Origin of the sequence: Vibrio taketomensis (genome assembly GCF_009938165.1) — a bacterium.
Taxonomy (GTDB): domain Bacteria; phylum Pseudomonadota; class Gammaproteobacteria; order Enterobacterales; family Vibrionaceae; genus Vibrio; species Vibrio taketomensis.
In genome coordinates this window covers 23595-39527 of the sequence record NZ_AP019649.1, presented here as the reverse complement: position 1 = coordinate 39527, position 15933 = coordinate 23595, and the positions used below count along the sequence as shown (strand labels likewise).

Genomic DNA, 15933 nt, shown 5'->3' with positions numbered 1-15933 from the left:
GCTACGATAGAAAATGCGCCATGAACGCCTAAAGGAAGCGATATGAGTCAGGACAAAATTGACGTAAAGGATGTGACGCCCAAAACCTTTAACCCCAAAACGCATAAAGGACAAGGTGACCGCTTTAATCCCAGTAATCGCATCTATGTTCGCGAGAGTAAGGGAAAGTTCCAAAAACTACGCCGATATGGTGGCTGGTTTTTATTATTACTGTTCGGGTTAATACCTTGGATTCCGTTTGGAGAACGCCAAGCCATTTTGCTCGATATTGGCCAGCAACAATTCAACTTCTTTGGAACGACGCTCTACCCACAAGATCTAACGCTATTGGCGACGCTCTTTGTCATCGCGGCATTTGGTCTGTTTTTTATTACCACCTTTCTTGGTCGAGTATGGTGTGGTTATCTATGTCCGCAAACCGTTTGGACCTTTATTTACATTTGGTTTGAAGAAAAATTAGAAGGAGCGCTAACAAACGGCGTAAACAAGACACAGGTAAGCTAACCCCTGCATTGATGTGGCGGAAAGGCCTAAAACACACCGCTTGGATTGTAATCGCACTGCTCACTGGTTTTACTTTTGTCGGCTACTTTGTTCCTATTCGCCAACTAGTTATCGACTTTTTCACGTTTAATGCCAATTTCTGGCCGGTATTCTGGGTGCTCTTTTTTACCGCTTGTACTTACGGAAACGCAGGGTGGATGCGTTCTATCGTGTGTATTCACATGTGTCCATACGCGCGTTTTCAATCCGCGATGTTCGATAAAGATACGTTTATTGTCGGTTACGATACAAAACGTGGTGAAGCTCGTGGCGCCCGCTCACGCAAAGCCGATCCAAAAACGCTGGGATTAGGTGACTGCATCGACTGTAATTTGTGTGTGCAAGTCTGCCCTACTGGCATCGATATTCGAGATGGTTTGCAATATGAATGTATTAACTGTGGAGCCTGTATCGATGCCTGTGACCAAACGATGGATCGCATGGGTTATCAAAAAGGTCTAATCAATTACACCACCGAACATCGATTGTCAGGACATACAACCAAAGTACTGCGGCCAAAACTGCTCGGTTATGGTGCGGTTTTACTGGTGATTATCGCCCTGTTTTTCGCGCAAATTGCCACTGTCGACCCCGTTGGTATGAATGTACTGCGTGACCGTAATCAACTCTCTCGAGAAAACAGTTCCGGCGAAATTGAAAACACCTACACCCTAAAAATCATCAATAAAACCCAACAACCACAAACTTATCAATTGAGTGTAAGTGGTTTAGATGATGTCTCTTGGTATGGCAAGCAAAGCGTCCAAGTCAAACCAGGGGAAGTTCTCAACTTACCGCTGAGTTTGGGTGTACAACCTGACAATCTCGACTCTGCGGTTTCAACAATTCAGTTTATACTCTCAGACAGTGAACAATTTACCGTCACGGTAGAAAGCAGGTTTATCAAAAAGTTATAGCCTGATCTAACCATTATGAATACGGAAAAGGGCTCAGTAATGAGCCCTTTTATTTCTATGTCAGAAACAGCATTTAATTTCGATGCGTTAACGCCAGACTTTATGTGGTATGCCCTAGAAAGCATTGGTGTACGTGCTGAATCCGGTTTTTTAGCCCTTAATAGCTATGAAAACCGTGTCTATCAATTCAGCGATGAAGAGCGACAACGTTATGTGGTGAAGTTTTATCGCCCAGGACGTTGGACTCGAGAGCAAATTCAAGAAGAGCATGATTTTACCCTTGAACTGATCGAATCAGAAATCCCGGTCGCTCCTCCATGCAAAATCAATGGGCAAACACTCCATGAGTATCAAGGTTACTTGTTTGCGCTCTTTAGCAGTGTGGGTGGACGTCAGTTCGAAGTCGACAACTTAGAACAACTTGAAGGAGTGGGTCGCTTTCTTGGTCGCATACATAAAGTTGGTGCTCGTCAGCCATTTACTCATCGCCCAACGATCAGCTTAGATGAGTATCTCTACCAACCACGCCAAATCTTGCAACAATCCACTTTTATTCCGATGCATTTAGAGAATGCTTTCTTTAATGATTTGGATATGTTGATTGGTCAGTTAGAACAACACTGGCAACAACCAAACCAGATTTTGCGTCTTCATGGTGATTGCCACCCGGGCAATATTTTATGGCGTGACGGTCCAATGTTTGTCGATCTCGATGACTCACGCAATGGTCCGGCTGTCCAAGACTTATGGATGTTACTCAATGGCGAACGCGCCGATAAACTGATGCAACTCGACATCATTCTTGAAGCTTATCAGGAATTTAACGACTTCAATATGAGCGAGTTGAAACTAATTGAACCTTTGCGCGGTCTACGTATGGTGCATTATATGGCGTGGTTAGCAAAAAGGTGGCAAGATCCGGCATTCCCAGCCGCTTTCCCTTGGTTTGATGATCCCAAATATTGGGAAGGTCAGGTTTTGGCGTTTAAAGAACAAATTGCGGTGCTCAATGAACCGCCACTATCACTGATGCCACAATGGTAATGTCAGCAATAATGATTACATGGAGAAAATAATGAAAAAGCTGTTTGCCCTATTTATTACTGTATCACTGAGCTTTGCCGCTCATGCTGCGAAGTTTACCGAAGGCGATTACTATAAAGTTCTAGATTTGCCGCTATCTACTAAACCAGTAGTTAATGAGTACTTCTCTTTCTTCTGCCCACATTGTCGCAGCTTTGAACCTATTATTCGTCAGCTTAAAACCAAGCTACCTGAAGGTGTAAAACTACAAAAAAACCACGTTTCTTTCATGGGTGGTCCAATGGGCGAATCGCTAAGCAAAGCTTACGCCACCATGATTATGCTAAAAATTGAAGACCAAATGGCGCCAGTGCTATTTAACCGTATTCAAACCATGCGCAAAGCACCGAAAAATGATGCAGAACTGCGCCAAATCTTTATCGATGAAGGTGTAGATGCGAAGAAATTTGACGCGACATTCAATGGCTTTGCGGTTGATTCAATGGTACGTCGTTTCGACAAGCAATTTAATGACAGTGGCTTAACTGGCGTACCGGCTGTTATCGTGAACAACAAATACCTTGTTGATGCGAAGCTCATTACTAGCACTGATGAGTATTATGCATTGGTCAACTACCTACTGACGCTCAAATAAGCACTCAACATCAACAAAAAAAGAAGCTTCGGCTTCTTTTTTTGTTATTTACGACACTTCTTTTTCCAATGCTTCATCAGGCTGTCTCGAGGTATAAACCGCTGCCAATTGCGCATCTTTATTTTGCCAAACATTCGCCAACCACAATTGAAATTGACGTTTAAACTTCTTGTCATTGAAGTAGTCGCCTCTCACTTGCTCATCCACTGGCAAAAGTCTGACCTCCACCACAATCCGCTGCATTCTGCCCATCAACAAATCTTTAAATGGAGAGTCAGGGTTTGCTGGGTACGCCAACGTCACATCGATAATGCCATCAAACTGTTCACCCATAGCGGCCAATGTGTAGGCAATGCCACCCGATTTTGGCGTCAACAAATGTTGATAATGCTTGGCACTGTTACGCTGTTTATCTGGAGTAAAACGGGTACCTTCAACAAAATTCACCACAGTGGTCGGTACGCGTTTAAACTTGGCGCAAGAACGACGAGTTGTCGCTAAGTCTTGGCCTCGTTTTTCAGGATGACGCAACAAAAATTCTCTCGAATAACGACGCATAAACGGCATATCTAATGCCCAACAAGCCATACCGATAAAAGGTACATACAGTAACTGCTGTTTGAGGAAAAACTTGGGCATCGGAATGCGATCTTTAAACACGCAGCAAAGCACCACAATATCAGTCCAACTGCGATGGTTAGAAAACATCAAATACCAAGCATCTTGGCTCAAACCCTGTACGCCTTTGATATCCCACTCAACATCATTTGTTGCTCGCAAGATCACACCATTGACGGTCGCCCATAACCACATCACTCGATTTGCACTATAGGTTATCCAGTGTCTGAACATTTTCATTGGCACTATCAACTTAAATATCGCGAGCACACAAATCACTAACGACATCACGGCAGAATTGATAATGACTAGCGATACATTGATGAAAAATAATAGATACGCCAACATAATAAATCAGGTTAAAATTCGCACCGAATAAAAAACGATATGCAATTATACAAACACAACCAAAGTTTGAAACATTTAGTCAATTGGTCAGATATGTTGTTTTGACGACTTAAGATGTTTTTCACAACTTACCTTCGCGTTGATGTGGGCAATTGCAAACATAATCGAGGAATCATGAAAGTTAAATATTCTCTAGTGGCGTTAGCACTAATGAGTGGCTCAGCGTATGCTCAACTAGCTGACACTGCCGGTTTTTCTGGTGAAATCTCTCTGAGCACTGGTTTTTACTCGGTAGAGTCAAACCTAAACACCAACGATGACAACAAACAACTTGATGACATCAATGGTACCAACGATGCGGTTAGCGGTGGTCTGCTACTCCCACTGGGCAATCTGAAATACACTTTTGGCAGTGACCTTAACCAGCAATTTTATGTCGGTACATCACGCGAAGATATCGCGACGGGTACTCTCGCATTCGAAATGGGCTACAAATACCAACTAGCTTCAGGCACTATTATCGATGCTTCGATTTTGCCAACCATTATGTCTGGTGAAGTTTGGAAAGACCCATACCAAACGCAAGGCAAACGCTCAACAACAGACGAAGAAGGTAATGCGTACCGTCTGAAAATTGAAAACATCGCCGGTTCTAAATTCTCTGTAGACATGGCATACGCAACCAAAGATGTAGAAAAAGAACAGTCAGGTTTTGAATTCACCCAAAACCTAGCAGAGAGAAACTCACTGCGCCGCGATGCTAAAGCGTTCTATTTCAAGACCGACTACAAATACATGGTCGATCAAACCACAATGCTAAAACCACGTCTATCTTACGTCAGTTCAGACGCAGATGGCGATGCGAACTCATTCAAAGGCTACGGTGTTGAACTCAGCTACTTTAAGTTCCTAGGTCGTCATCAATTAGCACTAACTGCAGGTTTTGATACCCGCGATTACGACGCTGGAAACATCCGTTTCAATAACACCACGCGTGAAGATGATGAAATGAGTCTATTCGCAGCATACGAATACGAGAACTTTATGGATTGGCAAGATTGGTCATTTATCTCGTTTGCAGGTTTTGGTAGCACCGATTCAAACATCGATTTCTACGATAAAAACGAACTCATTATGTCAGTGGGTATGAACTACCAGTTCTAACCTCACCTCTTTAATCAAAGCCCATCATTCGATGGGCTTTTTTACACCGCTTGAGCATGCAAATGTTTCAGCAGTCTATCCATTGCGCGATATCCCAGAGCCTCAGCTAGATGAGTGCGATGAATCTTCTCTTCACCAGCTAAATCTGCAATGGTACGCGCCACTTTAATAATGCGATGATAAGCGCGAATCGATAAGCCAAGTCGATGCAACGCTTGTTCTAAAAACTGCGCATCTGCTTTTTCTAACTGGCAATAACGTTCTACTTCGCGACTTTCGAGTAATGCATTCGCTTTACCACTGCGACAAAGCATTAATTCTCGAGCCTGAGCGACACGTTGTTTGACAATGGTGGTTGTCTCACCTCTATCACCACCTTCAGCTAGGGTACCTTTCGGCAAGGCTGGGATTTCCAAAGACATATCAAATCTATCCAAAAGCGGACCCGATAAGCGACTCAAATAACGCAGCGCTGCCTGAGGATTACCACCAAGCTGTTTGTCATCATAATGCCCACTCGGGCTAGGGTTAAGTGCTCCAATCAATTGAAACCTAGCCGGAAAACGTGTCTTCCCCTGTGCTCGAGAGATAATAATTTCACCTGACTCAAGCGGCTCACGCAGCGCATCAAGCACCTTGCGCTCAAATTCGGGCATCTCGTCAAGAAACAATAGACCATTATGAGCCAATGAAATTTCACCTGGTCTCGGTACTGAACCGCCGCCGACTAATGCCGCCATTGAGCTCGAGTGGTGAGGAGCGCGAAATGGTCGTTGCTTCCAATTAAATTGATTGATTTCTTGTTGAGTCAAAGAGGCGACTGCAGCAGAACTCAATGCCTCTTGATCGGACATTTCAGGCAACAAATCACGTAACCTCGACGCTAGCATGGTTTTCCCAGTCCCCGGGGGGCCGAGAAAAAGTAAATTATGATGACCGGCTGCCGCTATTTCCAACGCACGCTTACCTTGCTGCTGACCAATAATATCTTGTAAGTCTCGTTCGCTTTCAGGGGCCGTCTGCTGTTGCTGAGTTTGATGCAAACTTAATCTTTGCTGACCGCAGAGATCAGCACACACTTCTAACAAACTCTGGGCGGAATAATGGCACTCTTTGCCCACCAGCGCTGCTTGATCGCCATTGCAATGAGGCACCACCAAACTGCGTCCTTGCTGTTGCACTGTAAGCGCGGCAGGTAATACTCCTTTGACACTGCGCAGCTCACCCGATAGTGCGAGCTCGCCGACAAATTCACGCTGACTCAACGCTTGTAGTGGCAACTGTTGCGCCGCGGCCAAAATGCCAAGCGCGATAGGCAAATCGAAGCGCCCACCTTCTTTGGGTAGATCAGCAGGAGCCAAATTGACCGTAATACGTTTAGCCGGAAACTCAAACCCAGAATTAATAATCGCACTGCGCACTCGGTCACGTGACTCTTTCACCGTTGTCTCAGGTAACCCAACTAAAGCAAAACCCGGCATACCATTACTGATATGTACTTCCACCGTCACTAACGGCGCTTCGACACCCACTGATGCTCGGCTATAAACTACTGCTAATCCCATATTTTCCCCAACTGATCGGCTGCGTAAACGCGCTGAATATTTACTCGCCTTTGTTATATAGCTTGGAGACATGCTGAGATAATGTGAAAAAAGAATGAGTTTTTGCTTGTCAATTAACGGAAATCTGTGATACCACTAGTGGTGAAAACTTAGACGTATCATATTACGCAAACACAACATTTAAGAATTAACTATGAACTTGAACGCCCATTCACTGATTACCCTGATTATCGTGGTCATTATTAGAGCGCGCGGGGTCTAGTGGGCGAAAGATAGCCAAGAATTAGATAAACCCCCGCGCTGAAAAGTTCGGGGGTTTTTTTACAACCTTTTTGAATGTTTAGTATGTAGCAAAAATTTTTTATATCACAACAACTCGCTTACGGATCTCAAGCAAGTCGTTACTGGAAGTATGGGAGCGCACATGAAGTGCAAACAAGACAAGGAATGCTACACGTGTAGCAAAGGAGGCGGACAATGACAGGAGCCCAATTGGTCGTTGCCGCATTGCAGCAACAAGGGATAAAAACCGTGTTTGGTTACCCAGGCGGTGCCATCATGCCAATCTATGATGCCCTCTACGATGGTGGTGTCGAGCATATCCTCTGTCGCCACGAACAAGGTGCTGCAATGGCCGCCATCGGTATGGCGCGTTCAACTCAACAAGTCGCCGTTTGTCTTGCTACTTCTGGCCCTGGTGCCACCAACTTAGTCACTGGTTTGGCTGATGCCTTTATGGACTCCATCCCTGTTGTCGCTATCACAGGGCAGGTCGCCAGCTCTCACATCGGCACCGATGCGTTCCAAGAAATGGACGTCATTGGTATGTCACTCTCATGTACCAAACACAGCTATCTCGTTACAGATATCAATGAGCTTGCCCCAACTTTAGCGGAAGCATTTGAAGTGGCGAAAACGGGTCGTCCTGGTCCGGTAATTGTCGATATCGCCAAAGATGTGCAATTGGCACCAGCACCCGTCACTGTGCTGCCTAAATTCGCCCCACCAGCGATGCCAGTGGCTAACCAAGACGCAATAACTAACGCACAAACGCTACTTTCTGCCAGCTCACGCCCAGTGCTTTATGTCGGCGGTGGCGTTCAGTTGGGCCATGCTACCGAAGCAGTGCGAGAGTTTTTGCGCCTTAACCCAATGCCGACGGTAAGTACTCTTAAAGGCTTAGGCACCATCGAGCGCCACGATCCGCATTACCTTGGCATGCTAGGTATGCATGGTACTAAAGCGGCTAACCTGATCGTTCAAGAATGTGATTTATTGATTGCAGTAGGTGCGCGTTTTGATGACCGAGTTACCGGCAAACTTGATACTTTCGCTCCCAATGCCAAAGTGATTCATATCGATATTGATGCCGCTGAAATCCACAAACTGCGCCAAGCGAATGCGCCACTGCGCGGTGAAATCCCCGTGATTCTGCCACAACTTGAACTGTCACAAGACATCACGCCATGGCTCAAACATAGTGAGAGTCTACGCAGTGGGTTCAAATGGCGTTACGACCATCCGGGTGAACTCATTTTCGCGCCAAAACTGCTAAAACAACTGTCTGATATGATGCCAAATTCATCGATTGTCTCAACAGATGTTGGCCAGCATCAAATGTGGGCAGCACAACATATTCAGCCGCGTGAGCCACAAAACTTCATCACTTCAGCAGGCCTAGGCACGATGGGGTTTGGTTTACCCGCAGCGATGGGTGCGGCGGTTGCACGCCCAGATGACCAATCAATCCTTATCACTGGTGATGGCTCATTTATGATGAATATTCAGGAGCTTGGTACCCTTAAACGTCGCCAAATTCCGGTCAAAATGGTGTTACTCAACAATCAACGGTTAGGCATGGTGCGCCAATGGCAATCACTGTTTTTTGATGGCCGCCATAGCGAAACCATTCTTGATGACAACCCAGATTTCATCATGCTGGCTAAAGCATTTGATATTCCGGGTAAAACCATCACACGCAAAGAAGAAGTCGAGCCAGCACTCAAAGAGATGCTTGCCAGCAAAACCGCTTATCTACTGCACGTATTAATTGATGAAGAAGAAAACGTATGGCCACTGGTTCCACCCGGTGCGTCAAACAGTGACATGCTGGAGAACACATAACATGGAAAGATACTTACTCGATATTAAAGCCGACGATAAACCGGTATTACTTGAGCGTGTTCTGCGTGTGATTCGCCATCGTGGCTTCATCATTAAGCAAGTAGCAGCGACGCAAAATCATGAAAGTCATGTGGCAAGCGTTGAAATCATTGTTGATAGCGATCGTCCAATTTCATTCATCACCAATCAAATTGAAAAGCTTTGGGACGTACGAACGGTTGAAGTAACTAAAATCGCTCGCGATCAGCTACCGAACAACAACTTACAACAGAAGATTTGTGCATAAGGACGGCAACAAATGGCAACAAAAACAGCAGAATACATTTGGTTCAATGGTGAAATGGTGCCGTGGGCGGAAGCGAACGTGCACGTTCTGTCTCACGCTTTGCATTACGGCACATCTGTCTTTGAAGGGATACGTTGTTACAACACACCAAAAGGGCCGATTGTGTTTCGCCATCGCGAGCACGCTCAGCGCCTAAAAGATTCTGCCAAGATTTACCGCTTCCCTATTCCTTACTCTGTTGAGCAAATCATGGAAGCAACGCGTGAAACTCTGCGTCAAAACCAACTCAATGATGCGTATATTCGCCCACTGGCGTTTGTCGGTAATGTGGGCCTTGGCGTATGCCCGCCAAGCGATACTGAACTGGATTTAATCATCGCCGCGTTCCCTTGGGGTTCATACCTAGGCGAAGAAGCGCTAGAAAATGGTGTCGCTGCCATGGTTTCCAGTTGGAATCGCGCTGCACCGAATACCATACCAACCGCAGCTAAAGCTGGCGGTAACTACCTATCATCACTACTCGTTGGTGGCGAAGCTCGCCGCCACGGTTATGCCGAAGGCATTGCGCTTAGCGTTGATGGCTACCTATCTGAAGGAGCGGGTGAAAACATCTTTGTCGTGAAGAATGGCGTCCTTTCTACACCGCCAGCAACCAGTGCAATTCTGCCGGGCATCACTCGTGATTCAATCATGACATTAGCACGCGATATGGGACTAGAAGTCCGTGAAGCCAACATCGCTCGAGAGGCGTTATACCTAGCAGATGAAATCTTTATGACGGGCACCGCCGCTGAGGTGGTTCCAGTAAGTACCGTCGATCAAATTGACATTGGTAGCGGCAAACGCGGGCCAATCACTAAACAAATTCAAGATGCATACTTTGGTCTATTTAATGGCACCACCGAAGATAAGTGGGGTTGGTTAGATTACGTTTACCCACAAGATGCAGCAAAGTAGTAGAGGACAAGGAAATGCCTAAATATAGATCGGCCACCACCACCCACGGACGTAACATGGCAGGCGCACGCGCATTATGGCGTGCCACTGGCGTTAAAGACGAAGATTTCGGTAAGCCGATAATTGCCGTAGTAAACTCATTCACCCAATTTGTACCAGGCCACGTACACCTAAAAGATCTCGGTCAATTGGTGGCGGCAGAAATTGAAAAAGCAGGCGGTATCGCCAAAGAATTCAACACCATTGCGGTCGATGATGGTATCGCTATGGGTCACGGCGGCATGCTCTACTCGTTGCCATCACGTGAATTGATTGCCGATTCAGTTGAATACATGGTTAACGCCCACTGCGCAGATGCGATGGTGTGTATCTCTAACTGTGACAAAATCACCCCGGGAATGTTAATGGCCTCCATGCGCCTTAATATTCCCGTCATTTTTGTCTCTGGCGGCCCAATGGAGGCGGGTAAAACCAAGCTTTCTGATCAGATCATCAAGCTCGACTTGGTGGATGCGATGATCCAAGGCGCTGACCCAAAAGTGTCTGATGAACAAAGTGAGCAAATCGAGCGTTCAGCTTGCCCAACCTGTGGCTCTTGTTCAGGGATGTTTACCGCTAACTCAATGAACTGCTTAACCGAAGCGCTCGGTTTATCACAGCCTGGTAATGGTTCACTACTGGCAACCCACGCCGATCGTAAACAGCTATTTATCAGTGCCGGTCAACGCATCGTCGAACTGACTAAGCGCTACTACGAACAAAATGATGTCAGCGCATTACCACGCAATATCGCAACCAAACAAGCGTTTGAAAATGCCATGGCGCTGGATATTGCAATGGGAGGCTCAACCAACACCGTATTGCACTTATTGGCAGCGGCACAAGAAGGTGAAGTTGATTTCGATATGACCGATATCGACCGCATGTCTCGCCAAGTTCCACACTTATGTAAAGTGGCGCCATCAACGCAGAAATATCACATGGAAGATGTCCACCGCGCTGGTGGTGTGGTTGGTATTTTGGGTGAGCTTGATCGTGCTGGTCTTCTGCACAATCAATCCAAAACCGTACTCGGCCTCACTTGGGAAGAACAGTTAGCACAATACGATATCATGCTGACCGATTCAGCAGAGGTACAAACCTTCTATCGTGCTGGTCCAGCTGGAATTCGAACTACCAAAGCATTCTCACAAGATTGCCGCTGGGACACGCTTGATAATGACCGCGCTGAAGGTTGTATTCGCACCAAAGCCAATGCCTTTAGCCAAGATGGTGGCCTTGCCGTACTCAAAGGTAATATCGCCCTTGATGGCTGTATCGTTAAAACTGCGGGCGTCGATGCAAGCATTCTCAAATTCACCGGCCCTGCGGTGGTGTTTGAAAGCCAAGAAGATGCGGTCGATGGTATTTTAGGAGGCAAAGTTAAAGCGGGCGATGTGGTGGTCATTCGCTATGAAGGACCAAAAGGCGGCCCGGGTATGCAAGAGATGCTGTATCCAACCACTTACCTCAAATCAATGGGACTAGGTAAAGAGTGTGCGCTACTGACTGACGGCCGTTTTTCTGGTGGCACTTCTGGCCTCTCTATTGGTCATGCTTCGCCAGAAGCCGCAAATGGCGGTGCGATTGGTCTGGTGCGCAATGGCGACACGATTGCGATTGATATTCCTAACCGCACTATTTCACTCGAAATCTCTGAACAAGAGTTGGCTGATCGTCGCACTGAGCAAGACAAGTTGGGTTGGAAACCAGTCGATCGCCAACGTGAAGTCTCTTTCGCACTTAAAGCGTATGCCAGCATGGCAACTAGTGCCGACAAAGGTGCGGTGCGCGATAAAAGTAAACTCGAGGGTTAAGCCATGAGTGAAGCCCTTTGCGACGTTGAACAACCCCAATCTGGCGCAGATTATCTGCGCCAAGTGCTGCGTGCTCCAGTGTATGAAGTCGCCATCATCAGCCCATTGCAAGCGATGCCGAGGCTATCGGCTCGCATTGGCAATAAAGTGCAACTCAAGCGTGAGGATCGCCAGCCAGTACACTCGTTTAAATTGCGCGGTGCTTACAACATGGTATCGAGCCTCAGCGAAGAACAAAAAGCCGCTGGTGTAATCGCCGCATCAGCGGGTAATCATGCCCAAGGTATGGCGTTATCTGGCACTAAGCTGGGAATAAAAACCACAATTGTGATGCCAAAAACCACCCCTGACATCAAAGTTGAAGCGGTACGTGGCTTTGGTGGTCAAGTGGTGCTGCATGGCAATAACTTTGATGAAGCCAAAGCGGAAGCGGAGCGCCTAGCACTTAAATGTGGCTACACCTTTGTACCGCCATTTGACCATCCACTGGTGATTGCAGGTCAAGGCACCATTGCGATGGAGATGCTGCAGCAAAATGGTCACTTAGATTATATCTTTGTGCCAGTTGGTGGCGGTGGTCTGGCCGCTGGCGTAGCAGTGCTAGTCAAACAACTGATGCCAGAAATTAAAGTGATTGCGGTTGAGCCTGAAGATTCAGCCTGCCTTAAAGCAGCACTCGATGCGGGTGAACCAGTAGTGATCGACCAAGTCAGCATGTTTGCTGATGGTGTGGCAGTCAAACGCATTGGTGATGAGACTTTTCGTTTATGTCAGAAATACCTTGATGGTCATATTACGGTCTCTAGTGATGAAATCTGCGCGGCGGTTAAAGATATCTTTGAAGACACCCGTGCCATTGCCGAGCCTTCTGGAGCACTAGCTTTAGCGGGGCTTAAGAAATTTGCTGACAAACATCAGTTAAGCGGCAAACAACTGGGTACCGTGTTATCGGGCGCTAACACCAACTTTCATGGTTTACGTTATGTCTCCGAGCGCTGTGAATTAGGTGAAAAACGTGAAGGTTTGTTGGCGGTGACAATTCCAGAACGGCAAGGGGCTTTCTTTGATTTTTGCCACTTAATTGGTGGTCGTGCCGTAACCGAGTTTAACTACCGTTATAACGATGACTCACTGGCTAATATTTTTGTTGGTGTCCGCATCAATGGCGGCCAAGAAGAACTCGACCAAATCATTCAAGATTTACGATCAGGCGGCTATCCGGTGGTCGACCTATCTGATGATGAAATGGCTAAGCTCCACATTCGCTATATGGTCGGTGGTAAACCATCCAAACCACTCAAAGAGCGTTTATATAGCTTTGAATTTCCAGAGTACCCAGGAGCACTACTGAAATTCTTGAGCACTCTTGGTACCCACTGGAATATTAGTCTATTCAACTATCGCAATCATGGTGCTGATTATGGGCGCGTACTGTGTGGATTTGAATTGGAAGACAGCGATCTAATGCGCTTTTCAGCGCATTTAAGAGAGCTAGGCTATCAGTGGAAAGATGAGACTGGTAACCCGTCTTATCAGTTTTTCCTCTCTTCTCCACCGCAATAATTAGTCAAATAACACCACGAAAGCCAGCGATTCTGCTGGCTTTGTTCTATTCTTAATACATTGATTTTTAGTAATTTATGCGTTTATTGCATAAATTAAATGCTAAAGTTTCATTTTTCATAGTGCTATCAATACTACAATAAGTGCAGTTAATTGCTGCACTTATGCGGAGACCCTTATGTTTAACGCTCTAATTCTAAATCAAGAAGACAAACGTACTATCGCGTCAATCGAACAGATCGACGAAGCACAACTGCCTGAAGGCAATGTATTGATTGAAGTGGATTACTCATCACTTAACTACAAAGATGGTTTAGCGATCACTGGTAAAGGCAAAATCATTCGTAACTTTCCTATGGTTCCGGGTATCGATCTAGCAGGTAAAGTAGTTAGCTCTGAAGACGCTCGTTACCAAGCAGGTGATGAAGTGGTTCTGACTGGTTGGGGCGTTGGCGAAAACCATTGGGGTGGCATGGCGCAGCGTGCTCGTCTAAATGCAGATTGGTTAGTACCACTACCAAAAGGCTTAGACAGCAAGAAAGCAATGATGGTCGGCACAGCAGGCTTTACGGCGATGCTATGTGTGCAAGCACTGCTGGATGCTGATATCAAACCAGAAGCGGGCGAAATCCTAGTAACTGGTGCAAGCGGCGGCGTAGGTTCTGTTGCTGTTACGCTACTGGCTCAGCTAGGTTACAAAGTAGCGGCTGTGACTGGTCGTGTAGAGCAAAACGGTCCACTACTAGAAAAACTTGGTGCTAGCCGCATCATCGACCGCGTTGAGTTTGAAGAGCCAGCTCGTCCGCTTGAGAAACAAGTTTGGGCAGGTGCTGTTGATACGGTAGGCAGCAAAGTACTGGCGAAAGTATTAGCACAGATGGATTACAACAGCGCAGTTGCAGCATGTGGCCTAGCGGGCGGTTTCGACCTACCAACCACAGTCATGCCATTTATCCTACGTAACGTGCGCCTACAAGGTGTGGACTCAGTTAGTTGCCCAACAGAAAAACGTATCGCAGCGTGGGAAAAACTGGTTGAGCTACTACCAGACAGCTACTTCGAGCAAGCGTGTACAGAAGCAACCCTACAAGAAGCACCAAAATACGCAGAAGACATCACTAACGGTCAAGTAACTGGCCGCGTTGTGATCAAGCTATAATCGCTTAGTAAGAATAACAAAGAGCCAGCATTGCTGGCTCTTTTCGTATCGATTCAGTAACCACGGAACGACTAACAAGAAGCTGGCAATTAATCGAGCCCCATATCTTCAATCCGCTTAGCAATCAGACGACTACACTCTTCACGCACAATTCCTCGCAACCACTCTTGAGCAGGAGAATGCTCACAACGTGGATGCCAAATCAGTGAGTAATCAAATGGCGTAAAATGAAACGGCAATGGTTTTACCACCAAATCGTAACGCTCAGCGACCAGATAAGCTAAATCTGCAGGCACGGTAATAATTAGCGGCATGGTATCCACAATCGCTAACGCCGCTTCCAGATGATAAGCTCGTAACACCATTTTACGTTGTGGAAAATCAACCAGTGCTTGTTCGATGAGTGCTTTTACCCCATCACTGACCGCAATCATTGCATGCGGATACGCAAGATAGTCATCAAGACTCATCTCTTTGTCTGCCAAAGGGTGATGTTGCGACAAGAGACAAAATACCCCAACTCGACCAATAACTTCACTGCGAAGCGGCTCTACAGGACCAATCGGGCGACAAATCGCAATGTCAGCACCTTCATAGGTAAGCTGATCGGCTAAGCGATCATGATGCAACGGAATAAAATTGAGCGACACCAAAGGCGCCTCTTGATAAACACGAGGAATCGCAAATGGTAAAATGGTTTGCATCGCATAATCGGTCGTGGCGATAGTAAAAGTTTGTTCGCACCGTTTAGGGTCAAATTCAGCGGGAGCCAATACTTGGCGCAATGATTCCAACGGAACCCCAAGCTGAGCATCAATCTCTAACGCTTTTTCAGTCGGGATCAGTTGCTGCCCTTGGCGAGTAAATAAAGGGTCACCCAATAGGCTGCGTAAGCGTCCCAATACGCGACTCATCGCCGATTGGCTGAGGTTTAATCGGGTTGCCGCTTTACTGACACTGCACTCTTCAATGAGCACCCTCAGAGCCACAAGCAGATTTAAATCGCGTCGGTAGATCTCTTCTAATTCCATCAACACTCTCGGTAATAAGATGACATGCTAAGTGTACTATACCCGACTCATCACAAGTTCAACACTGTGCTTAGTCTCTAATGGAAATTGGCCACAAACGCTAGACAAAAAAATCCCGCCTTTC

At 46.4% G+C, this 15933-nt stretch carries 12 protein-coding genes and 1 pseudogene; 10 read left to right on the top strand and 3 right to left on the bottom strand.

From position 1 onward, the window contains the following. The first annotated feature begins 42 nt into the window (after positions 1-42). The 3 genes and pseudogenes from ccoG (at position 43) to Vt282_RS00160 (ending at position 3138) form a co-directional block, all read left to right on the top strand. Positions 43-1460, top strand: a pseudogene (gene ccoG / locus Vt282_RS00170) (cytochrome c oxidase accessory protein CcoG). Positions 1461-1517: 57 nt separating this feature from the next. Further along, positions 1518-2504 carry a serine/threonine protein kinase gene (locus Vt282_RS00165; RefSeq protein ID WP_162063644.1) on the top strand — a complete coding sequence of 329 codons (987 nt, stop codon included), beginning with the start codon at positions 1518-1520 and terminating at the stop codon, positions 2502-2504. A 31-nt stretch (positions 2505-2535) separates the two neighbouring features. Next, positions 2536-3138 (top strand): thiol:disulfide interchange protein DsbA/DsbL, encoded by a 603-nt coding sequence (locus Vt282_RS00160; RefSeq protein WP_162047476.1) that lies wholly within the window; start codon positions 2536-2538, stop codon positions 3136-3138. Positions 3139-3186: 48 nt separating this feature from the next. Here Vt282_RS00160 and Vt282_RS00155 read toward each other — a convergent pair whose 3' ends face one another. Then, a complete protein-coding gene (locus Vt282_RS00155) occupies positions 3187-4104 on the bottom strand; it encodes an acyltransferase (RefSeq protein WP_162062258.1) in 918 nt (305 codons plus the stop codon). A gap of 174 nt (positions 4105-4278) precedes the next feature. On the opposite strand from Vt282_RS00155, the gene Vt282_RS00150 reads away from it, so the two are divergent. Beyond that, a complete protein-coding gene (locus Vt282_RS00150; RefSeq protein ID WP_162062257.1) occupies positions 4279-5268 on the top strand; it encodes a DUF2860 domain-containing protein in 990 nt (329 codons plus the stop codon). A gap of 41 nt (positions 5269-5309) precedes the next feature. Here Vt282_RS00150 and Vt282_RS00145 read toward each other — a convergent pair whose 3' ends face one another. Beyond that, the gene (locus Vt282_RS00145) at positions 5310-6833 is read right to left on the bottom strand and encodes a YifB family Mg chelatase-like AAA ATPase (protein ID WP_162047479.1); all 1524 of its coding nucleotides are present in this window, start codon (positions 6831-6833) and stop codon (positions 5310-5312) included. A 477-nt stretch (positions 6834-7310) separates the two neighbouring features. On the opposite strand from Vt282_RS00145, the gene ilvG reads away from it, so the two are divergent. From ilvG to acuI, 6 genes are all read left to right on the top strand, one after another. Beyond that, positions 7311-8957 carry an acetolactate synthase 2 catalytic subunit gene (ilvG, locus tag Vt282_RS00140; RefSeq protein WP_162062256.1) on the top strand — a complete coding sequence of 549 codons (1647 nt, stop codon included), beginning with the start codon at positions 7311-7313 and terminating at the stop codon, positions 8955-8957. A 1-nt stretch (position 8958) separates the two neighbouring features. Continuing rightward, the gene (gene ilvM / locus Vt282_RS00135; protein ID WP_162047481.1) at positions 8959-9243 is read left to right on the top strand and encodes an acetolactate synthase 2 small subunit; all 285 of its coding nucleotides are present in this window, start codon (positions 8959-8961) and stop codon (positions 9241-9243) included. A gap of 12 nt (positions 9244-9255) precedes the next feature. After that, on the top strand, positions 9256-10200 hold the full coding sequence (gene ilvE / locus Vt282_RS00130) for a branched-chain-amino-acid transaminase (protein ID WP_162062255.1): 945 nt from the start codon (positions 9256-9258) through the stop codon (positions 10198-10200). A gap of 14 nt (positions 10201-10214) precedes the next feature. Continuing rightward, positions 10215-12056, top strand: a complete 1842-nt coding sequence (ilvD, locus tag Vt282_RS00125; protein WP_162062254.1) for a dihydroxy-acid dehydratase — start codon at positions 10215-10217, stop codon at positions 12054-12056. Between the two features lie 3 nt (positions 12057-12059). Further along, positions 12060-13619 (top strand): threonine ammonia-lyase, biosynthetic, encoded by a 1560-nt coding sequence (gene ilvA / locus Vt282_RS00120; RefSeq protein ID WP_162062253.1) that lies wholly within the window; start codon positions 12060-12062, stop codon positions 13617-13619. 178 nt (positions 13620-13797) lie between these two features. After that, a complete protein-coding gene (gene acuI / locus Vt282_RS00115; protein ID WP_162062252.1) occupies positions 13798-14778 on the top strand; it encodes an acrylyl-CoA reductase (NADPH) in 981 nt (326 codons plus the stop codon). An 89-nt stretch (positions 14779-14867) separates the two neighbouring features. Here acuI and Vt282_RS00110 read toward each other — a convergent pair whose 3' ends face one another. Beyond that, entirely contained in the window at positions 14868-15809 is a 942-nt protein-coding gene (locus tag Vt282_RS00110; protein WP_162047486.1) for a LysR family transcriptional regulator, read from the bottom strand. Positions 15810-15933 lie beyond the last annotated feature (124 nt).